19 protein-coding genes and 1 tRNA gene are annotated in these 20,842 nt (G+C 57.6%); 6 read left to right on the forward strand and 14 right to left on the reverse strand.

Annotation, left to right across the window (positions count from 1 at the left end):
* Positions 1-30 precede the first annotated feature (30 nt).
* From prpB to B3759_RS05470, 3 genes are all read right to left on the reverse strand, one after another.
* Entirely contained in the window at positions 31-945 is a 915-nt protein-coding gene (prpB, locus tag B3759_RS05460) for a methylisocitrate lyase (RefSeq protein WP_291364404.1), read from the reverse strand.
* On the reverse strand, positions 942-2,111 hold the full coding sequence (prpC, locus tag B3759_RS05465) for a bifunctional 2-methylcitrate synthase/citrate synthase (RefSeq protein WP_291364407.1): 1,170 nt from the start codon (positions 2,109-2,111) through the stop codon (positions 942-944). Before prpC ends, prpB begins: the two co-directional genes overlap by 4 nt.
* An 83-nt stretch (positions 2,112-2,194) precedes the next feature.
* Positions 2,195-3,709: an MmgE/PrpD family protein gene (locus B3759_RS05470; protein WP_291364409.1), complete on the reverse strand. Its 1,515-nt coding sequence runs from the start codon at positions 3,707-3,709 to the stop codon at positions 2,195-2,197.
* 114 nt (positions 3,710-3,823) lie between these two features.
* On the opposite strand from B3759_RS05470, the gene B3759_RS05475 reads away from it, so the two are divergent.
* A complete protein-coding gene (locus B3759_RS05475; protein WP_291364411.1) occupies positions 3,824-5,326 on the forward strand; it encodes a helix-turn-helix domain-containing protein in 1,503 nt (500 codons plus the stop codon).
* Between the two features lie 11 nt (positions 5,327-5,337).
* Here the strand turns inward: B3759_RS05475 and B3759_RS05480 are convergent, their stop codons facing one another.
* Positions 5,338-6,027, reverse strand: a complete 690-nt coding sequence (locus tag B3759_RS05480; RefSeq protein ID WP_291364413.1) for a Smr/MutS family protein — start codon at positions 6,025-6,027, stop codon at positions 5,338-5,340.
* Positions 6,028-6,261: 234 nt separating this feature from the next.
* On the opposite strand from B3759_RS05480, the gene B3759_RS05485 reads away from it, so the two are divergent.
* A complete protein-coding gene (locus B3759_RS05485; protein WP_010665957.1) occupies positions 6,262-6,525 on the forward strand; it encodes a hypothetical protein in 264 nt (87 codons plus the stop codon).
* A gap of 347 nt (positions 6,526-6,872) precedes the next feature.
* On the opposite strand, the gene B3759_RS05490 is transcribed toward B3759_RS05485, so the two are convergent.
* Positions 6,873-6,947: transfer RNA gene (locus B3759_RS05490), tRNA-Val, on the reverse strand.
* Positions 6,948-7,059: 112 nt separating this feature from the next.
* On the opposite strand from B3759_RS05490, the gene B3759_RS05495 reads away from it, so the two are divergent.
* Positions 7,060-7,971 (forward strand): N-formylglutamate amidohydrolase, encoded by a 912-nt coding sequence (locus tag B3759_RS05495; protein ID WP_291364416.1) that lies wholly within the window; start codon positions 7,060-7,062, stop codon positions 7,969-7,971.
* Here the strand turns inward: B3759_RS05495 and B3759_RS05500 are convergent, their stop codons facing one another.
* The 5 genes from B3759_RS05500 to thiO all read right to left on the reverse strand — a co-directional run bounded on the left by B3759_RS05500 (position 7,972) and on the right by thiO (position 11,257).
* Positions 7,972-8,502 (reverse strand): hypothetical protein, encoded by a 531-nt coding sequence (locus B3759_RS05500; protein ID WP_291364418.1) that lies wholly within the window; start codon positions 8,500-8,502, stop codon positions 7,972-7,974. It lies immediately after the preceding gene.
* A gap of 104 nt (positions 8,503-8,606) precedes the next feature.
* Positions 8,607-9,230, reverse strand: a complete 624-nt coding sequence (locus B3759_RS05505) for a thiamine phosphate synthase (RefSeq protein WP_291364420.1) — start codon at positions 9,228-9,230, stop codon at positions 8,607-8,609.
* Entirely contained in the window at positions 9,227-9,997 is a 771-nt protein-coding gene (locus tag B3759_RS05510) for a thiazole synthase (RefSeq protein ID WP_099348794.1), read from the reverse strand. The genes B3759_RS05505 and B3759_RS05510 overlap by 4 nt, the downstream gene beginning before the upstream one ends.
* Positions 9,998-10,001: 4 nt before the next feature.
* Positions 10,002-10,199 (reverse strand): sulfur carrier protein ThiS, encoded by a 198-nt coding sequence (thiS, locus tag B3759_RS05515; protein ID WP_010668218.1) that lies wholly within the window; start codon positions 10,197-10,199, stop codon positions 10,002-10,004.
* A gap of 86 nt (positions 10,200-10,285) precedes the next feature.
* Positions 10,286-11,257 carry a glycine oxidase ThiO gene (gene thiO, locus B3759_RS05520; protein ID WP_291364424.1) on the reverse strand — a complete coding sequence of 324 codons (972 nt, stop codon included), beginning with the start codon at positions 11,255-11,257 and terminating at the stop codon, positions 10,286-10,288.
* A gap of 255 nt (positions 11,258-11,512) precedes the next feature.
* Between thiO and B3759_RS05525 the strand changes: the two genes are divergently transcribed.
* Positions 11,513-12,652 (forward strand): hypothetical protein, encoded by a 1,140-nt coding sequence (locus B3759_RS05525; RefSeq protein ID WP_291364426.1) that lies wholly within the window; start codon positions 11,513-11,515, stop codon positions 12,650-12,652.
* Between the two features lie 21 nt (positions 12,653-12,673).
* On the opposite strand, the gene B3759_RS05530 is transcribed toward B3759_RS05525, so the two are convergent.
* The 3 genes from B3759_RS05530 to B3759_RS05540 form a co-directional block, all read right to left on the reverse strand.
* Entirely contained in the window at positions 12,674-13,357 is a 684-nt protein-coding gene (locus B3759_RS05530; RefSeq protein ID WP_291364428.1) for an RluA family pseudouridine synthase, read from the reverse strand.
* Between the two features lie 189 nt (positions 13,358-13,546).
* Complete coding sequence (locus tag B3759_RS05535) at positions 13,547-16,450, reverse strand: DNA translocase FtsK 4TM domain-containing protein (RefSeq protein WP_408736449.1); 2,904 nt, start codon at positions 16,448-16,450, stop codon at positions 13,547-13,549.
* Positions 16,451-16,582: 132 nt separating this feature from the next.
* Positions 16,583-18,010 carry a protein adenylyltransferase SelO family protein gene (locus B3759_RS05540; protein WP_291364433.1) on the reverse strand — a complete coding sequence of 476 codons (1,428 nt, stop codon included), beginning with the start codon at positions 18,008-18,010 and terminating at the stop codon, positions 16,583-16,585.
* Between the two features lie 100 nt (positions 18,011-18,110).
* Here B3759_RS05540 and B3759_RS05545 point away from each other — a divergent pair, with 100 nt between their 5' ends.
* Both B3759_RS05545 and B3759_RS05550 read left to right on the forward strand, forming a co-directional pair.
* A complete protein-coding gene (locus B3759_RS05545; protein ID WP_291364434.1) occupies positions 18,111-18,290 on the forward strand; it encodes a DUF3311 domain-containing protein in 180 nt (59 codons plus the stop codon).
* On the forward strand, positions 18,287-19,798 hold the full coding sequence (locus B3759_RS05550; RefSeq protein ID WP_291364435.1) for a sodium:solute symporter family protein: 1,512 nt from the start codon (positions 18,287-18,289) through the stop codon (positions 19,796-19,798). The genes B3759_RS05545 and B3759_RS05550 overlap by 4 nt, the downstream gene beginning before the upstream one ends.
* A gap of 113 nt (positions 19,799-19,911) precedes the next feature.
* On the opposite strand, the gene B3759_RS05555 is transcribed toward B3759_RS05550, so the two are convergent.
* A complete protein-coding gene (locus tag B3759_RS05555) occupies positions 19,912-20,757 on the reverse strand; it encodes an SDR family oxidoreductase (RefSeq protein ID WP_291364436.1) in 846 nt (281 codons plus the stop codon).
* Positions 20,758-20,842 lie beyond the last annotated feature (85 nt).

Genomic DNA, 20,842 nt, shown 5'->3' on the forward strand with positions numbered 1-20,842 from the left:
GATTTGAGTGTGATCTGCTCAGGTAAAAACTCAGGCTGCTATGGTCGGCAGCACGGTTTCCACAATACTGCGGTCCAGCGCTTCATATTCATGATAACGCAGCGTCCTGTACAACTCCTCCCGCGTCTGCATCCGGGGAAGCATGGCCTCCGTGCTGCCATCACGGGCGATGGTGGCATACAGATCGGCTTGCGCCTTGTTGGCGGCACGCAGCGAGCTGACCGGCCAGATGATCATGCTGTAGCCCATCTCCTCGAACTCTTTCGCCGTGTAGAACGGCGTGCGTCCGAACTCGGTCATGTTGGCCAGCAGCTTCACACCCGGCATCCGTCGTGCGAATTCACGGAACATTTCGGCGTTGGTCAGTGCTTCCGGAAAGATCGCGTCTGCACCGGCTTCGATGTATTTCTTCGCACGAGCAACAGCGCCATCAATACCTTCGCTGGCGGCTGCATCCGTCCGCGCCACGATCACCAGATCACGGCGAGCACGTCGGGCAGCGCTGACCTTCATGGCCATCTCATCCACGCTGGCGAGCTTCTTGTCGTTCAGATGCCCGCACTTCTTCGGGAGAAGCTGATCCTCCAGATGCAGCGCCCCGGCACCGGACTCCTCGAACGCGCGAACCATGTTCATCACGTTGAGGGTTTCGCCATATCCGGTGTCACCATCGACAAGAAGCGGCAGAGCCGAGGAGCGGACGATCTGACGAATGAAGAACTCCACCTGATCGATGGTGATGATCCCCAGATCCGGCAGCCCCATGCTGGCCGTCATGGCGGCACCCGAAAGATAGAGCGCCTGAAAGCCGGCATCCTTCGCCTGAAGCGCGGCCTGACCATTATGAGCGCCCGGCAGCTGAAGGATGCCGGGAGCATCGAGGAGTTTGCGGAACCGGCTGCCAGCTGATTCCGAAGGGGCTTCCGCGCCGACCAGATAGGTCATGCTGCTTTCTCCTGCACGCTACGGTTATGGATATGAACGAAAGCCCGGTCTTCCGGTCCGACATATTCGGCGGAGGGGCGGATGATCTTGCCGTTCTCGCGCTGCTCGATCACATGCGCGCTCCATCCGGCGGAGCGGGCGATGACGAAGATAGGCGTGAACATCGCGGTCGGGATGCGCATCATGTTGTAGGAAACGGCGCTGAACCAATCGAGGTTGGGGAACATCTTCTTGGTGTCCGCCATGACGGATTCAAGCCGTTCCGCCACATTGTAGAGGCGCATCGAGCCGTTCTTCCGCGACAGGGCATAGGCCGTTCTCTTGATAATCTCGTTGCGTGGATCAGCGATTGTATAAACAGGATGCCCGAAGCCGATCACGACCTCACGGTTGTCTACACGCCTGCGGATATCAGCTTCCGCCTCGTCCGGCGTCTGGTAACGCTGCTGGATTTCGAGCGCTACTTCGTTTGCGCCGCCATGTTTCGGGCCACGCAGAGCGCCGATGCCACCGCACAGCGCGGAATACATGTCCGAACCCGTGCCCGCGATCACGCGACAGGTGAAAGTTGACGCATTGAACTCATGCTCTGCGTAGAGAATGAGAGAGACATGCATCGCCTTCACCCATTCCGCCGACGGTTCCTTGCCGTGCAGGAGATGGAGGAAATGACCCCCCACCGTGTCGTCGTCCGTCTCGACCTCGATCCGACGCCCGTTGGTGGCGTAGTGATACCAGTAGAGCAGGATCGACCCGAGAGATGCTACGCAACGGTCCGCAATTTCCCGCGCCCCGACAGGGTTCTGGTCCCGTCGCTCCGGCAGCACGCATCCCAGCGCGGACAGGCCGGTACGCATGACATCCATCGGATGCGTGGCGGCCGGAACCTGCTCCAGAACCCGCTTCACCTGCTCGGGCAGGCCGCGCATCGAGCGCAGATTTTCCTTGTATTCGGCCAGTTCGGAAGGGTCGGGGAGATGACCGTGAATGAGCAGGTGAGCGACCTCCTCATATTCACAGTTCTCGGCCAGATCCTTGATGTCATAGCCACGGTAATGCAGATCATTGCCGCTGTGGCCGACCGTGCACAGGGCGGTTGTCCCAGCCGTGACGCCTGACAGGGCAACCGACTTCTTCGGACGTTTTTCGTGAGAGGTTTGCGTCATGGTCTGCGTCTCCTCTTTCTTGTTCTGTCGTCTGCTGCGGACGGCTTCATGAGTCTGAAGCCATCTTCCTGTGTCGCTGTGTGTTACTGACCGAAACCGAAAATACCGACTTTCGGATTCTTCCTGAGTTCACCAGACGGAAGCGTGATTTCCAGTTCGCAAAGCTCTTTCGCGGATAGCTCCGGCAGACGCTGGGCGACTTCAAGGAACCGGTCAGCTTCCTGTGGCGTGATGATCCCATCAGTCAGCGTGCGGAACTTTTTGATATAGTCCGGGCGCGTCCACGGTGTGGCGCCGAGCGGATGGGCATTGGCGACCGCCAGTTCATCTGAGATGACGGACCCGTCATTCATCGTGATGGTGATACGGCCACCGAAAGCCTTCACGTTCGGGTCGATGGAGTGATAACGCTCTGTCCATTCCGGACGCTCGATCGTGTGAATCTTCTGCCACAGACGCACAGTATCGGCACGGTTGGCGCGCTCCGGTGAGTAGGAGTGGACGTGGTGCCACGAGCCATCCTGAAGCGCGACCGCAACGATATACATGATCGAATGATCGAGCGTTTCGCGCGATGCTTTCGGATCGAACTTCTGCGGATCGTTCGAGCCAGTGCCGATCACGTAGTGCGTGTGATGGCTGGTCTCGATCAGAACATCCTTCACGTCGTCCCAGTTTTTCACCTGCTTGCCCAGCTTGAAAGCAAGGTCGATCAGGGCCTGACTCTGGTATTCGGCAGAGTGTTCTTTCGTGTAGCTGTCGAGGATCGCCCGCTTGGCTTCACCATGCTCGGGGAGACGAACGATGTAGTGCGCATCCTTGCCGTCCAGCATCCACGCGATCACGCCGTCCTCGCCCTCATAGATCGGGCTTGGCGACGTTTCGCCCAGCATGGCGCGATCAACGGATTCAACCGCCATCTTGCCCGCATGGGACGGCGCATAGGCTTTCCAGGAGGAAATCTCGCCCTTGCGGCTCTGGCGTGTAGCGGTGGTCACATGCAACGCGTGCTGGATGGACTGATAGATCGTCTCTGTCGGCAGGCCGAGCAGGGTGCCGATACCAGCCGCCACAGACGGACCGAGATGCGCGACATGGTCGATCTTGTGCTTGTGCAGGCAGATGCCGCGCACGAGGTCGATCTGGATTTCGTAGCCCGTAGCGATGCCGCGGATCAGATCATGACCCGAACGCTGGCACTGCTGCGCTACAGCGAGGATGCCGGGGATGTTGTCGCCGGGATGCGAATATTCAGCGGCCAGAAACGTGTCGTGGAAGTCGAGTTCGCGCACGGCGGTACCGTTGGCCCATGCCGCCCATTCTGCGTGGACACGAACGTCTGGCCCACAGCCGAAAACGGTCGCGCCACCCGGACGCTGATGCGCCAGCGCCTCAGCCCGTGCGCTCATGACGGAGTGACGATTGACCGACGCGATGGCAACCGACGCGTTATCAATCACACGATTGATGATCATCTCGGTGACAGGGGCTTCGATTTCCACCGGGTCAGCCGCCACTTCGGCAATATGCCAGGCGAGCTGCTGGTCGCGGGGCAGGCGATCTTTCTCGGGGTGAACCTTGATGTCGTAGGTTTGCATGTCAGCCTCATTCACGAAAACTGAGGCGAGTATGGCTTAAGCGCGAATTTCAGCTATGGTGAACGAAGCGAATTGAAGCGATAAAAAGAAGCTGTTTTTGCAAAGGATGCGAAGGTGACGAAACGTGTCAGCAAGGTCTTCGCGGGATCACGTATTCGGGAGTTGCGTGGCAGAATAAGAAAAACACAGCAGGATCTGGCGAAGGATCTTGGCCTGTCTCCCAGCTATCTGAATCAGATTGAAAACGATCAGCGGCCCATTCCGCCGCCTCTGATGTTAAAACTTTGCAATCTCTTCGATGTGTCACCCGCCTATTTTGGCGACAGTGACGAGATCCGGCAGATTCAGGCCCTGCGAGAAATTCTGGGCGATCCATTGTTCAAGTCAGCCTCGCTCCGTCCGGCGGAACTTCAGGCCGCTGTGAGAGGAGCGCCTGCTCTGGCTGATAGATTTGTGACGCTTTATCGAGCCTATCGAACCATTATCAGGGAACGGAATGATGCGGAAAATGCACAATATAACAAGATTCTTTCAGGAGAGGGGCTCTCCACACCACAGATTGATACGTCCGGCGCGTCGGTGGTTGCAGAACAGGTAACAACTGTTTCGCCCTACGAGGCCGTAGGTGACTGGGTGCAGCGTGAACGCAACTACTTTGATGAAATAGACCGTGCAGCCGAAGATCTTTACGAAACACTGGATTTTTCGGAAGGTCTTCTGGCCGCCAATCTCGAGCGCTATCTGCGCGATCATCACGGCGTCAAAATTCTGACTGACAGCAGTCTGGACAGTCGTTCGGTCATCTGGCGTTTCGACAAGCGCGGACGACGGCTTCTCATGGCGGATGGTGTGCCATCGGAAAGCAGTGTGTTCTACATGGCGCAGGTCGTAGGGCGTCTTGGTTACGGACGTCTGCTTGACCGGGCGGTGAAACGGTCTGGCCTGACTTCTTCCGATGCCCGTGATCTGGCCCATGTGGGGATGAGCAATTACTTCGCCGGCGCGCTGCTATTGCCCTACACGCGGTTCCGGCAGTCTGCCCGCACGAAATCGCATGATCTCGACCAATTGCAACGTCAGTTCGGTGTCAGTTTCGAGCAGGTCTGCCATCGTCTCTCGACCCTGCAACGACCGGGACAGGAAGGGCTGCCATTTTACTTCATCAAGACGGATATTGCTGGAAATATTCTAAAAAGTTACAGCGCGACCCGTTTCAATCTGCCCCGTTTTGGTGGCCTCTGCTCGCTATGGAATGTCTTCCGTGCCTTTGCGACGCCCGGAGAGCTACAGGTGCAGGTCTCACGCACCACGGATGATGCCGTGTTCCTGAACGTCGCCCGTACGGTGGGTCATGCAGGCACATCTTACTTCGATCGTCCAAGGCGCGTGGCGATTGTGCTGGGCTGCTCAGTCTCTCATGCCTCAGAACTGGTTTACGCCGCCGGGCTCGATCTGTCGGATGAACGCACGATCATTCCTATCGGTCCCGGATGCCGTGCCTGCATCCGCACGGATTGCCGTCATCGCGCCATCCCGGCGGCAGGTTTCCAGATCGATGCGGGAGGAGAGGAGAGGGGCGTCGTGCCCTATCACATGGTGGCGCAGAGCGGAGAGTAAAGAAGCAGTTCTCAGCGTTTGCCTGGGTGGGAAGAGCGGCGCTTTCGTATCAGAATGCGCACGGCTCCGCGATTGGCTTCATGGGTGTGTGTGACAGCCAGAATCATGCGCCCGAGATCATCCCGACCGAGCCAGAAAGGTAACTCACGCCGCAACACGCCTCCCTCAGGCCCAGAGCCAAGCCCGGTCACGATTTCGACGCAACGGACGCCTTGGCTGTATGCTGAAAAGAGGAATTCATGCAGACGCATGAAAGCCGCTTGCGCCGTCATGCCATGCAGATCGAGCTTTCGCTCAACCGTCGTATGTCCTTTTGAGAGCCGCTTCCAGCTTCCAGTATCCAGACCGGCTTGTCGGGCACCGATCTGGGCTGGAGCGTTGACGTATTTCTTTTTTGCTGCCTTTCCGCGCAGATGATTGGCAACCGCTATTTCCCCTGTCGTCATGAAGGCGGCAGATCGCATGTGACTCTGTGTAAGAGGAATGCGGGAAGGCATCGGATCTGGCATGCGCACGGAAGGGGCAATTGTCGGTCCGCCTTCCGCATTCTGGCGGGCAGGTAAGGTCTGATCCGGAGCAGGGGCTCTAGGCTTTGCGGGAAGGCCGGAGGGACGTCCGTTGAGGGCAAGCGGCTTCACACCACGGACGAAGGACGTCCATAGCGCCTGCTCTTCCTCACTGATCCCCCGTTTCCGGCGCACCGGCTGTTCCTCCGACTATGTGGCAATATCGCTTCGCACAAGCATCCCCCGCCGGGAAGACAACTGCAAGCTGTAAGCGATGCAAACTCCTTACAGGGCTGATTATATTCGGTCTTTCACTGATTTCGGATCATGCCGCAAAAATATCATCGCAGTCAGGCAGACAGCCCCTTATGCTGACCCGCACAATGTGCGATGCCTCAGCTATCAAACGGTGCACGAAAGGGCTGCCCCATGAGTGAAGACGAAATCAACCTTGATGACGAAGTCGTTGTCGGCTTTCTGATCCAGCGCGAGGCCGAGAACGGAGATCTCTCCTTCTGGAACCCTGAGACAAAGTGGACCGACGATCCCAACGAAGCCATGCTGTATGAAGACGAGGACGTGGCGGAAGACACGGCTGACAAGCTTCAGGCAGAAGACGAGAGCGTCGAAATCACCGTCGCCGTTGTCATCGAAGATGACGAGGAAGACGATGAGGATGAAGACGAGGCCTGAGGCTTCGATCTTTTACCGGTGGGACCAGCTTTGCTGGTCCTGCTTTGTCGGTAATGGCCGTGTCAGAGGGTGCTTCTGAAAGGTCAGATTATGTCGATAAAAAACTGATCAGAAAATTTTCAAGCTTGGCTTTTGCGGAAACTTGCGGATGCGGCCAGCGGGCATTCGAACAAGAGTATAGGTCTAGGCCGATATATGTGTCTGGACTTTTTCAAACGCCATACATCAGGAATTAATCCCGGCTAATAGAAAGTGAAATTCGTATTCTAAAAGCGCATCGACTGAATGAAACCATTGCAGTCTGATGTATAAGGCTTAGAAAACCATTGGTTTTCTGCCGGAGCAGATGGTGGGCGCAACAGGGATTGAACCTGTGACCCCTACCATGTCAAGGTAGTGCTCTACCGCTGAGCTATGCGCCCATCTGTCCGGTAAGCGGGCTTTTAAAAGAGCTCTGCGAAGAAGGCAAGCCCATGTGAAAAAAATAGTGTAACCTGTCAGAACGACCTCAATAATCCCTTGTTCTGAGTGCTTATGCTGGACCAATCAGGCGCTGTTTTCAGCGATTCTTTCAACGCCAGAGAAGAAGATACGTCTGTCGGTTTCCGCGCGAATCCGCCTGTAACTGTTGTGCGCCCATCCGGCGAATCTATACCGCTCATCATCTCGTCACCTCATTCAGGCCGCGATTATTCTTCCAGCTTTCTTGCTCAGGTCAGGTTGCCGCTTGAAGTGCTGCGCAGTGGGGAAGATTTTCACGTCGATACTCTGGTCGCTTCTGCGCCAGCTCATGGGGCGATCCTGCTTTCTGCTACGTTTCCCAGGGTCTTCTGCGATGTGAATAGAGCTTCACTCGATCTCGATCCGGCCATGATCGCCGGAGCAGAGGGGGAAGCGCTCAGTCCCTCCGCTCGTGGACGTGCAGGCCTTGGAAGTATCCCGGTGGTGGTTTCCGGAGGAAGGCAGCTTTATGCCGGGAAACTTTCCATGGCGGAAACAACGGCTCGCTTACGCCGTTACTGGCATCCATACCACGCTGAACTTCGTAAACTGATCGCGGAAGTGAAAGAGAAGCACGGGTTCTGTGTTCTACTCGACATGCACTCCATGCCGGCTGGAGTGGATGGTTCAAAAGCCGACTGTGTGATTGGCGACTGTTTCGGCGCTTCAAGCGAACTGCATTATGTGCAGGCGCTGGCTCGTAATCTGTTGGCCCAAAATATGAAAGTCGCTCGTAATCATCCGTTCGCCGGTGGGTTCATCACCAGCCATTACGGTCGTCCGGCTGAGGGCGTCAGCGCCATACAGCTTGAAATGAATCGTGCTCTTTATGTGAGCCGGAGGGCCAATGGCGGCTCCGGGTTGAATCCCCGCTTTGCCCAGAAAATCGAACAGGTCATCGCAGATATGGCGGCTTATGTCGCTCAGTGTGTGAAGACGCTGTGATTAGAGCGTGCGCACCATAATCCTGAAAGCCGTCGCGAAATGCACATCTGCCGCGTCCGTGGCATCCTGATTAAGGCGAATATCGACCGTTGGCTGGGAAGTCAGATAAATCTGGCAGCTTCCGTTTTCGACCTGATCCAGATGGCCTGTCACGCAAACGGCATGGTGCGAGGTCAGAACGTTTCGCAGGATAGGCGTGCCAGCCCCATTGGCGGACACCACAGCAACAAACGCATTGTGATTTAGATCATCGAGACGCACGGCAAAAGCATGCATGGTAACGCCGATGTTCTGTGAAGTATCTGAAAAAGCCTTGCTGATCTGCTGAGCTTCCTGCTCTGAGCCTGTCACTGCGGGATTGTAGACAACCGCAACAGAGATTTCGCCTTTCGGCGGTGGCACAACAAAATGCAGTGCTTCTCCAAGGATCGTTACATCCTTGGAATCAAAAGCTTCAGCGCACGCAGGCGTGGCAGTGAAAAAACTACAACACACGCCACATGCAGCCACAAATCCGGCAGTTTTTCTCAAGACGGGTATCAGCTGCACAACCTTCGATCCGACCAACTGGCTGGATAATCAGTCACAGCTATTGAAGAACATTTAAGCAGGTCGCGATGTTCGTGGGAGTATTGTTATTTCGCAACGCTTTTTTCTGTGGCCGCCAGCCAAGCTGCAATCTGGGCCTCAGGATCAGGTGCGAGGATGAAGTCGGAAACAGCCGAAACGCAGTCTGCACCGGCGGCAATACACTCAGGAGCGCGGGCAAGAGTCACACCGCCGATCGCGACAAGAGGCAGATCGCCAATCCTCTGCCGCCACTCGGTCAGCTTTTCCGTGCCCTGTGGACCAAAAGCCATCTTCTTAAGGCGTGTCGGCCAGATCGGACCCAGCGCGACATAATCAGGCTTTACTGCCAGCGCACGATCCAGCTCTTCCACGCAATGCGTGCTGATGCCGAAACGAATGTTTGCATTCCTGATGGCATCGAGGTCCGCTGTATCGAGATCTTCCTGCCCCAGATGTAGCCAGGGCGCGCCACACAGAATGGCTTCCTGCCAGAAGTCGTTGACCACCAAAGACACGCCATGCTGTTCGGCAAAGCGCAGTCCTTCCTTCAGCTCTTCAACCAGAGCAGCCCCGGTTTTGTCCTTGATGCGAAGCTGGATGAAACGTGCGCCTGCTGCACCAAGGCGATCGACCCAGAACGCGCGGTCCACAACCGGATAGATACGTTGGGGGAGTGGGGAATGGGTCATGCGAGCACAGGCTTTCCGAGGAGAGGTGTGGAGGGAGCCGCCATATCGCGTTCCGCCATGGGGTCGGCCTGATAAGCCAGAGCGCCAGCTTCGACCGCGAGACTGAAAGCCCGCGCCATTGCTACCGGATCACCAGCCTTGGCGACGGCTGTATTGATGAGCACCGCGTCATAGCCGAGTTCCATGGCCTGCGCCGCGTGAGACGGCACACCGATTCCGGCATCGACAACCAGCGGGACATCCGGGAAATGCGCACGGAGAGCACGCAGGCCAAATACGTTGTTCAGGCCCTTGCCCGAACCAATGGGCGCACCCCACGGCATCAGCACTTCGCATCCTGCCGCCAGCAGTTTTTCCGCCACCACAAGATCTTCCGTTGTGTAGGGGAAAACCTTGAAACCTTCAGAGGTGAGAATACGCGCCGCTTCCACAAGACCGAAGACATCCGGCTGAAGCGTGTCGGCTTCACCGATAACTTCCAGCTTCACCCAATCCGTCTCGAAGACTTCGCGGGCCATGTGAGCCGTGGTGACCGCTTCCTTCACCGTGTGGCATCCGGCGGTATTGGGCAGCACCGGGACTTCAAGTTCGCGAATGAGGGACCAGAATGCCTGACCGGCTTTCTGACCGGCCGATTCACGGCGCAATGAGACCGTGATCACGCCTGCCTGCGCCGCCTTTACAGCAGAGGCAAGGATTTCAGGAGAAGGATACTGGGCCGTGCCGAGCATCAGGGGAGAGGAAAGTGTGGTTCCGTAAAACTTCATTGTTTTATCCACCTTGCATGGGAGCGACGATTTCAATCTTCATCCCCTCTGCAATGGCCAGATGAGAGCGACGGGAGGCTGGTACGAAGTCACCATCCACAGCGGTGGCGATGCGCGCACCCTTCAGGCCGAGTTCATCGACAAGCGCGGCAAGAGTGGAGGCACTTACCTCACGGGCTTCGTCGTTGACCAGAATGTTCATGTCAGCCTCCCTGACCAGACGTCGTCACTTGCATGGTTCATGCATCACTTGGGGCTTTCAGGAAGGCCACGCAAGTCGCAGATGTTTCAAGAATCGAATACGAGCTTCTCGACCTGTTCGCCCAGCCATGGCGAAAGAAGATAGCCGTGACGGTACATGCCATTGACGAAAATGGAGCGGCCTTCCTGCGTCACGAGCGGGACATTATCCGGATAGGACGGCCTTAAGCCTGTCCCGATATCCACGATTTCAGCTTCCGCAAAACCAGGGTGCAGCGTCCATGCCGCGTTGAGCAGTTCGCTCATCGACCGAAGCGTCATCGGTCCGTCATTCTCGCTTTCGATCATCGTTGCGCCGACCATGAACAGGTGATCAGCCCGGGGTACTATATAGATAGGAATACGGGGATGCAGCATCCGCACTGGCCTGTGCAGTTCAACGTCGGCACAGCGTAGAAGAAGCATCTCTCCTCTCACGCCTCGCAGCGCAGAAAGTTCCTTCCGTGCCCGCAAACCTGTGGCATCGACGATCCAGTCGAAAGATTCGTCAGTGGGTGCGTTCGGAGTATTCAACAGCAGGCGGCCGCCCAGTTCGTTGACCAGACGATCAGCGAGGGCAGGGAGCGCCTTTCGTGGATCGAGATGCCCTTCTTCCGGGAAGAAGAGGGCTTTCTGAAAACGGTCAGCGAGATCCGGTTCCAGTTCGCCGATCTCCTGCGGACCAATTTCCCGGAAATGACTGGTGCGGCGTCCAAAGCGGGCGATTTCTGCTGTGTCGCGGGGAGGTGCGACCACAAGACTGCCGTTGGACTGCACATCTGGCACGTTGGCGCGCCACCAGGCGAGGGAATCAATTGAACGTTCAGTCACTTCCGGCGGCGCTGACTCTGCTTCACACCAAGGGGCGAGCATGCCGCCCGCCATCCAGGATGCGCCCGAGCCAACCTTCGGTCCAGCCTCGGCAAGGGTGACGCGCGCTCCCCGACTGGCCAGTCTGACAGCGGCAACAAGACCCGCAACGCCTGCGCCGCGGACCAGAATGTTTTGAGGGCGTGTCATGAGAGCCTCCCTTGCTGCCAGAGCCGAAAATTGTGCGCCACGATGGCGATCTTCCGATGGTTTGTTAAGGGGGGCGAACGCTTGTCAGCAGAGAGCTTTCTGCGGGCCATTCAGCATCAGACGATCTTTTTCAGTTTTTAGCGAAAAAAAATGATAATCAGGAGTAGTTAGGGTCCCATTGACCATGCGTTCAGGTTGTAACGATCTGAGGATTTGCTAATAAGTTGCCCAGATAAGTCCGTCGGAGAAAATGGAATGACTGAACCGGTAACGCCACCGCATCTTACTCCCTCCGATCTGGCAAATAATGAAAGAGCCGTTGCTTATTATAATGAGCATGGCTGCGACACTGTCGAGAAGGCGTTTTACCTCGCCAATATTCTCCATACCGATCGGTGTGTTGCGGAAGCGGCCCGCGTTTATCACATCGGATATGATCTTCATTCAAAATCTCCGGACCAGCATCCCGGCGCGCACATCCTGTTGCATGTGAGCCTTCTCTGCCAGTTGAAGGCCGGTCTGCCGCTCGACCCAGCAGATATGGATGCTCTACGGTCTCTGTCGCTGCCACTCTATAATTACATCCTCGGTATCCAGACGGCATGGACAACAGGCGACCTGATCAAGGCCGCCCGCATCATGGGGAACTGTTACGACGAGTTCCACACGGGCGAAGAGTGTGACCGGCTGTATCTGGAGGTCATGAATCGCCTCTACACAGAACAGATGCGTAACGGTGTGGCAGACAGCCGTGTGCCGGGCGCTCTCATCCCACGCAAGATTTTCATGTACTGGGATAAGGAAACGCCGGACGAGGTTGAGCGTAACTTTGAATATCACCGCAATCTCAAGGGCATTGAGGTCAAAACCTTCAATCAGGAAGAAGCCGCCCAGTGGCTGTATGACGTCTACGGCGTCGAGGCCCGGAACCTGTTCCTGAGCACCCGTCATCCTGCTGAGGCTGCTGACTTCCTTCGCGCCCATGTCATCCAGAAGCTCGGCGGCTGGTGGCTTGATGCCGATATCCGTATCCGTTCCGAGGAAGTTTTCTTTGAGCGGCTATCCCATCACCACTCGCATGTGTTCCTGCTGACCCATGACAGCGTGGTGCATAACGACTTCTTCGGTTCGGTCTCGAACAGCCCGATTCTGGAAGACGTTCTGCTGTCGCTCTATCGGAACTGCTATCTGCATCCGGGTCTGTACATCCCCTACAAGACCGGCCCCGGTGTATTCGAGCGCGCTCTGAACCGCACGTTCCATGCAGATTTCATGCGGGTGCGTCCGATCCCGTCCATGATCGTGTATGACAATCACGTATTCTCCGAAATCATCGAAGAACTGCACGTGGACTACAAGTTTCAGGGCAAGTCCTGGCACGCGGTCAGCAACTGATCGGTTCATTCAAGAAGGGTATTACCCGTTTGACGGGTGATACCCGCAGCGTCTTAACGCCGCCTCCATGTGGGGCGGCGGCGGCGCGACAGCCGTGATCGGCGTGGGAAGTTGCAGAGTTAGCTCCCGACTCAGAAGCTGTAACGGACCTGAAGTCTCATTTTTTCCTTCCAAATAGATCGGGTCGCCTTTGATGGGCGTACCCAGCAACGCGCAATGAATCCGTGCCTGATGGGTCCGACCTGTATGCAGCGTCAGTTCTACCCATGAACAGACGCCATCTGTTCCCAGACGTTTCAATGTCGTGCGTGCGTTTTGCCCGTCCGTGGCGGTGCACATTCTCCATCCACCAGACTTCGAACTGATTTTCTTTAGAGGCTGATCGATCTCGGCCATTTCCGGTGGAACGCCCTGCACGATGGCCCAATAGATCTTGCGGGTGAGGCCTTGGAAGAAGCAGGACTGCATTGCCAGCAACGTCTGTTTGCGCAGGGCAATGGCAAGGCAACCCGCCGTGTCGGTATCCAGTCTGTGCGCCAGCCACGGACCGTCTTTCCGTCGGCTCATCAGGGGAAACCAGTCTTCAACGCTGGGTCCGCCGCGAGGTCCGGGATGAACCGGCAGGCCAGCGGGCTTATTGATGATAAGCGCCTGATTGCTTTCATAGAGCGTTTCAAACGGGAGTGTTGAAGTGAGACCCGTCATGACCGTTCACTCATTTCCAGCATCAGAGGAAGCCTTCACCGCTTCTCTAGGAATAAGACCTTGAGAGGGGAAGGCTGAAATCGAAAGCCGCTGCATTCGACGCAACGAATGAAGAAGCGCGATAAGGAAGTAGTTTGAACCATCCCGTTAAGCCAGAGCGCAGTGGAATGGCTCTATCCAAACTGGGCGTCAGTCCTCTGCGCCACGCCCGATCAGCACCTTCCGGCGTCCCACATGGTCGGCAGCCGTCACGATACCGTTCTTCTCCATCTGTTCGATCAGCTTGGCGGCGCGGTTATAGCCAATCGATAGATGACGCTGAACGAAGGAGGTGGATGCCTTGCCTTCGCGGATCACAATGGCCACGGCCTTGTCATACAGACCGCCTGCTTCACCATCGCCGCCGCCACTTCCGGCATCGAAGGCTCCCGCAGCGCTGTCGTCCTCGCGTTCGGAGATGACGTCCTCGTCGTAAATCGGCTCGCCCTGTTCGCGCAGGAACTCGACCACCGCTTCGACTTCGCTGTCCGCCACGAATGGTCCATGCACACGCGTGATGCGACCACCGCCCTGCATGAACAGCATGTCGCCTTGGCCCAGAAGCTGCTCTGCGCCCTGTTCGCCAAGGATCGTGCGGCTGTCGAACTTGCTGATGACCTGGAAGGAAATGCGCGTCGGGAAGTTGGCCTTGATGGTGCCGGTGATCACGTCCACAGACGGACGCTGCGTCGCCATGATGACGTGGATGCCGGCCGCACGGGCTTTCTGCGCGAGACGCTGGACAGCGGCGTCGATTTCCTTGCCCGCCGTCATCATCAGATCGGCCATTTCGTCAATAACCACAACGATAAAGGGCAGGGGATCGAGCGTCAGGGACTGTTCTTCGAAAATCGGGTTGCCGGTTTCCGGATCGTAGCCCGTCTGGACACGGCGCGTGACTTCCTCGCCGCGCTCACGAACCTGCGCAGCCCGTTCGTTATAACCGGCGATATTACGAACCTGCAGATGCGCCATGGCGCGATAGCGGCGGTCCATCTCGCGCACGACCCATTTCAGGGCGGTGACGGCCTTGTTCGGCTCGGTGACGACAGGCGTCAGCAGGTGAGGGATGCCGTCATAGATCGACAGTTCCAGCACCTTCGGGTCGATCATGATCAGGCGGCACTCGTCCGGAGAATGCCGGAAGAGCAGCGACAGGATCATCGCGTTGATCCCGACCGACTTGCCGGAGCCGGTGGTGCCTGCGACGAGCAGATGCGGCATCTTGGCGAGATCACCAAAGACCGGCTCGCCAGCGATGTCCTTGCCGAGAGCCAACTCAAGCCGCGCCGTCGTGTTCACCCATTCCGGGCATTTGAACAGCTCGGAGAGATACACCGTCTCCCGGGTCGCATTCGGGACTTCAATACCGATGACATTACGACCGGGAACGGTGGCGATACGGACACTGAGCACGGACAGGGAGCGGGCTACGTCGTCCGCCAGACCGATGACGCGAGCGGCACGGATACCGGGCGCGGGCTCAAGCTCATACAGCGTGACCACCGGGCCTGGATGCAGATCGACAATCCGCCCCTGCACGCCGAAGTCGGCAAGAACCGTCTCAAGAAGGCGGGCATTCCCTTCCAGCATTTCCCGCGACGGGGCCATGGCGGCGCGTGAGGCGGGCGGAAGTTTCAGCAGGGAGACAGGTGGCAGAACCCATCCCTGAGACGCTTTGGCTGCTTCGCGGCGACCTGATGCTGAACCGCCATCATTCTCCGAGCGTCCACCAAACAGTTTGGAAAGGAGAGACTTCTTGCCTTCACCTTCAGCAGGTGCACCGTAGCCGGCAGACTGTGTGACCGGTTCAGGACGGACAGCCTGCGGGGGGGGAGGTGCTGGCTGTGAGGATGCTGGTGCCTGAAGATCAGAAACCTCGGTCTGCTCATCCCGGTAAGCTGAGAGACGCTCGGTCGGCGGCGGGGCGTCATTCACCGGACCGGGCAGGGCGTAGACCGGCTCATCCTCATTGACCGTGTTGGCAGGCCTGCGACCGGTCGGGCGGTTGGCCGGAGGTGATTCCGGAGAAGGCGCCAGAAGGGCAAGATCGGTTCCGGTCGGAGCCGTGCTTCTGGTGGCGGCAGGCTGTCTTGCTGTTTCGGAACGCGGCGGCGGTGGCGCAAAGCGGGTTTCCTGCGCGGCCTTTGCGGCAAGATACTGCCCGGCTGATGCGGTGGAAGCCTTGGCGCGCCGAGGAATCCACGACCGTTTGCTGCCATTGTCCTGTTCGACAAAGCCGGTTTCGGAACCGGCTGTTTCATAGCCATTGCCGTAGTCGGCGCGTGCGTATGCGTCCTCCTGCCCCGGAAGGGTGCGACGCTGACGGGCAATAATCACCTTGGCGAGGCGACCGGGCTGACGACCGATGAGCAGCATGGTCGCGCCCGTCATGCGGGCGATGCTGTTCCACTCATTCTTGTCGAGCCCGAACGCCAGAGCGCCCAGAAGAACAGCAAGAATCAGACCGAGGAACCAGATGATGACGCCGCCCGCAGGACCAATGGCGGACATTCCGGCGGCAACGGCTTCCCGCGCTATGCTGGCTCCGATTCCGCCACCGATACCTGCGTCAGATGGCCATGCCGGCGCGTGAAAGGCCGTGATCAGAATGGGGAGCGCCGCAAGAAGGGCTGCTCCCACTGGAAGAAGGAAACAGAGGGCGACAGCCCGTATTACGAAGACGCTCAGACCGCGATGCCGGAAGATTCTCCATCCCCATGCGGCGAGGGCCACAATCAGCAGCGCTGTGGAGAGACCAACAGCCTGGATGAGAATGTCGGCCAGAAACGCTCCCGGTCGTCCAAGCAGGTTCGTGGGCGCTCTGTCAGTCGACACATCAGGTGAGGGGTCGAGCGGGTCATAGCTCCAGAAACAGGCCGTCAGGACGAGCGCCAGCACCCATAGCAGAACGCCGCCAAGTTCATCACCTCGGCGTTTCAGCGACGTTTTCGTCGTGGCGGATGAAAGGCTGGCTGGAAGGATGCGGCTGATACGCGCCAAGAAACCGGTCCCAAGGTTGCAGTGTTCAAAAGCTGGATGCGCCCGCCTCATACGGTCGCATGGAATGCGAACATATCGCGTGCAGGGTGCATCCAAAAGGTGAGGAACCGTTCTTAAAGCCCGGATATGGCCAAAAAGCGAAGATTTTTTGAGTTCGTGAAGAAGGTTGCCCTGACTTCATGTTCACGGGGCGCGATACTGCCCCAGAGCGTCAGCCATCAGATCAATCTCGGTCAGCTTGTCTCCAAGCGCGGCCCAGTCATCCTGCTCGCTTAGTTTTGTCCAAAGCGCCTCGACCGTTGTGATGAGCATGTCACAGGGCTGACCGCTTGAAAAATAAGGATGATCTGCGGAATAGGAGGCGACCGGATCCCGTTTTTCGAGCAGACCGCGCGCCTCAGCAAACGCGCTGTCACGATAGAGATCACCACGCTCGCCATTCAGCGCACGCTCCGCACCACCACTGCCCCCATACCAGTCGAAGGGAAGGCAATGGAACGGAATGCCTGAGGTTTCCATGAACAGTGTTACCGCATGTCGCAAGGCGCGGTCTGTTTCGACGGTGTCCGGACGCACGCCCAGACGACGGCACCATGCGAGATCCAGTTCCCGTTCATAAAGCGCCGGGAAGCGGGAAAGAACGTCTGTCAGCCCAGCGTGTGGAGCAAATTCCAGCAGACATTCGGCCAGACGGGCCAGATTCCACAGCAGTGCCTGAGGCTGGCGTCCATAGGCGTACAGGCCGTTATGGTCGAAATAGGCGGCAGTAAAGTTTGCATCGAACCGGGGCAGGAACCGCCACGGACCATAATCGAAACTCTCGCCCGTAATGGCGATATTGTCCGTGTTCAGAACGCCATGCACAAAGCCCGCAGCCATCCACTGGGCACCCACACGGGCAACGCGGCTACACACGGCTTCAAACAGCGCCAGCGCTTCGTTGCCGTCTTCCGGGACGGACAGATCGGGGTAGTAGGTTTCCCTTACGTAGGTGACGAGCTGCTTCAGCGCTTCTGTCTCGGCATTGGCCGCAAGGCGCTGGAAGGTGCCGATACGGATGTGGGAGTGGCCGAGCCGCACGAGGACAGCCGAGCGCGTCGGGGACGGCTCGTCGTGACGCTCCAGATTTTCTCCGGTCTCAATCAGGCTGAAAGCGCGAGAGGTCTCAACACCCAGCGCTTCCAGCATGGAGGCGGCCAGAATTTCTCGCACGCCGCCCTTGAGCGTCAGACGACCGTCGCCGCCGCGTGACCAGGGCGTGCGACCGCTGCCCTTGGTGCCGAGGTCGAGCAGACGCCCGGTGTCATCGCGTAACTGTGCGAACAGAAAACCGCGGCCATCGCCGAGATCAGGGTTGTACTGTCGGAACTGGTGGCCATGATACCGGAGCGCCAGGGGGTGCGGCAGGGAGCCGGGAAGAGGCTTGAACCGGCCGAAATGTTCGACCCATTCGTCCTCGGTCAGCGTATCGAGACCGACCGTGGCCGCCGCGCGGTTGTTCCGGTAGCGCAGCTTGTGCATGGGGAAGCTGGCAGGCTCCACGACATCGTAAAACAGACCACCGAGGCGGGTGTGATCACGGGCCGGATGAAAAGCTTGTGAAAATGGCATCAAACTGGGCTTTCACGGGAAGATCTATTGACTTCCCGATGGTCATTTTACAGTGTCAACAAATCCGACACACACACGAATAATAAGAAGTGGTCGCTTAATGAAAATTTTCAATATCCTGCTTATAGCGCCCTTCATCGGGTTGCTGTGGGTGCCCTTCTATAACCACCAGACTCCGATGCTGCTCGGATTCCCGTTTTTCTATTGGTACCAGTTCGCCTGGGTGCCGGTCACCTCGGTTCTGATCTGGCTTGCCTGGAAAAAGGGAGAGCAGTCATGAACGGCATTCCCGCAGCTGATACGATCGCGCTTGTCGTCTTTGTCCTGTTTTTCGGGCTGACGATTGTCGCAGGAAGCACGGTTTCTCACTGGAAAGGCTGGTTTTCAGGCGGAAAGAAAGCGCCTCCGGCTCCCCATGTCGAAGGGCATGGTGGGCACGGCACGGAAGAATGGGGTCTGGGCGGACGTGAGTTCGGGGCCTGGGTCACCTGGTTTCTGGTCGGCGGCGACTTCTATACGGCCTATACCGTCATCGCGGTTCCGGCTCTGGTCTATGCGGTCGGCGCTTACGGTTTCTTTGCGCTGCCCTACACCATCATCGTCTATCCGTTCATCTTCATCGTCATGCCGAAACTGTGGAAGATCGCCAACGACGGCGGTCATGCTACTGCGGCGGACATGATCCGGGCGCGTTTCGGTAGCCGCACCCTCGAACTGGCTGTTGCTTTTTCCGGGCTGATCGCGGTCATGCCCTACATTGCGCTCCAGCTGATCGGTATCCGTACGGTCGTGCAGGCGCTTGGCTTTTCTGGCGAAATCCCGCTGGTCATCGCCTTTGTCTCGCTCGCCGCTTATACATGGCTGGGCGGTCTGCATGCGCCTGCGCTGACGGCGTTCATCAAGGACATTATGATCTACATTGCGGTGATTGCTGCTGTGACGCTGATCCCGATCAAGCTGGGCGGCTATGGTCATATGTTTGATGTCATGAATAGTGTCGTGGCGATGCCTGATGGCGACCATGTCATGAAGGCCAGTCAGTTAATGCCTTATGCGACGCTGGCACTGTCTTCCGCTCTGGCTGCGTTTCTGTATCCACACACGCTGACGGGTATTCTGGCGGCGAAATCTGCCGACACGGTCAAACAGAACGCTGTCTATCTGCCGATCTACACCATTGTCCTCGGGCTGATCGCTCTGCTCGGCATGATGGCGCACGTTGCCGGGATCGACACGACTGTGTCCTCCATGGTGGTGCCTTACCTGTTCCTGAAGCTGTTCCCGGACTGGTTCGCAGGCTTTGCCTTCGCGGCGATTGCTGTCGGCGCGCTCGTTCCTGCCGCCGTCATGGCGATCGGTGCAGCGAACCTGCTGACGAATAACATCCTGCCGAAGAGCTATGCAGGCGTGACGACCTCGCGGATCGCGGCCTTCGGTGTGAAGCTCGGCGCTCTGCTTTGCGTGATGTTCCTGAACGCGAAGTTCGCCATCGATCTTCAGCTGCTGGGTGGCGTGATCATTCTTCAGACGTTCCCTGCGCTGATCCTCGGTCTGACAACAAGGTTCCGGTTCTCATCGACCGGCATGCTGGCGGGCTGGGTTGTCGGTACGGTCGTTGGTCTGGGGATGTGCTGGTCTGATGGTCTGAAGCCGGTTCACACACTCGCCATCGGCGGCTGGTCCGAACTGGTTTCCACGGGGTTGATTGCTCTGGTGGTCAACATCATCGTGGCTGGCGTGGTTTCGGTCATTGTTCCGAACCGAAGCGTGGCGGTTGCTGCTGAATAAGCACTATCGCCTTGTCTGAGGGTGTTTAAAAAGCCTGCCTCCGCGAAAGCAGAGGCAGGCTTTTTTGTCTCATGACTTTCGGACGTGCTCATCCGAAGTCGAAAGGGATCGGCTTACTTTACCGGCGTGCCGGGCTTGATGTCGTAAGCCTTCTGAACGAGGGGAGCGCGCTCTCCCAGTCCATCCGTAACCTTCTGGGTCCAGACGGCGTTGAGCTGTTCACGCTGCTCGGCAATGATCTCCTTGGGTTCGACATTGCGATAGGTCTGGATTTCACCGCTCAGAACGCCAACGGTCGTCTCAAAGACCGGCTCGGGGTCATACTGCTCATGCGGGAAAGCGATCTTGCTATAGTCAAAGAGCCGCTCTGAAGGATCATCCTCCCAGCTTTCCCAGGTCTCGAACATGCGGTCGTTGAAACCGGTCAGGAACGGGCCGGGATTGACTGTCGCCACTTCGATCCCGAATTCCTTGACCTCCTGACTAAGAGCCGATGCAATCGCCTCGATAGCGTGTTTTGAGGAAGAATAGGCTCCTGCGAACGGGTCCGTGGTCAGACCGGCCACGGAAGACATGAAGACGATCTTTCCCTTCTTTTTCTTGACCATGTTTCTCAGCACGATCTGTGTCAGTGCGACTGGCCCCACGATGTTGACTTCATACTGCCAGCGGAGATTGTCCGCCGGAATGTCGGCGACGGAACCGCCTTCTGAAATACCTGCATTGTTCAGCAGGATATCCACGTCCCAGTCAGCCGCTTTCTGCCGGTCTCCATCGCAGGTCACGTCGAGTTTTTCGACGCGCAGGGAAACGCCTCGTTTTTTAGCCTCCTGCGAAAGCGTAAAGACCTGTGCGGCAATTTCCACGCCAGCAATGACATCAAAGCCTTTTTCTGCCATGCGCAGCGAAACTTCATGGCCAAAACCAGTGCCTGCACCCGTTATCAATACGGTCGTCATGGTGTTTCCTTTTCGAATTTCAGGATGTCACTCAGTCGAAAACGCGATAGGTCGCAGAGATGTTCCCATGAAGAATTGATTATCC

This window comes from Acetobacter sp. UBA5411 (genome assembly GCF_002409645.1).
In the GTDB taxonomy this organism is placed as follows: Bacteria; Pseudomonadota; Alphaproteobacteria; order Acetobacterales; family Acetobacteraceae; genus Acetobacter.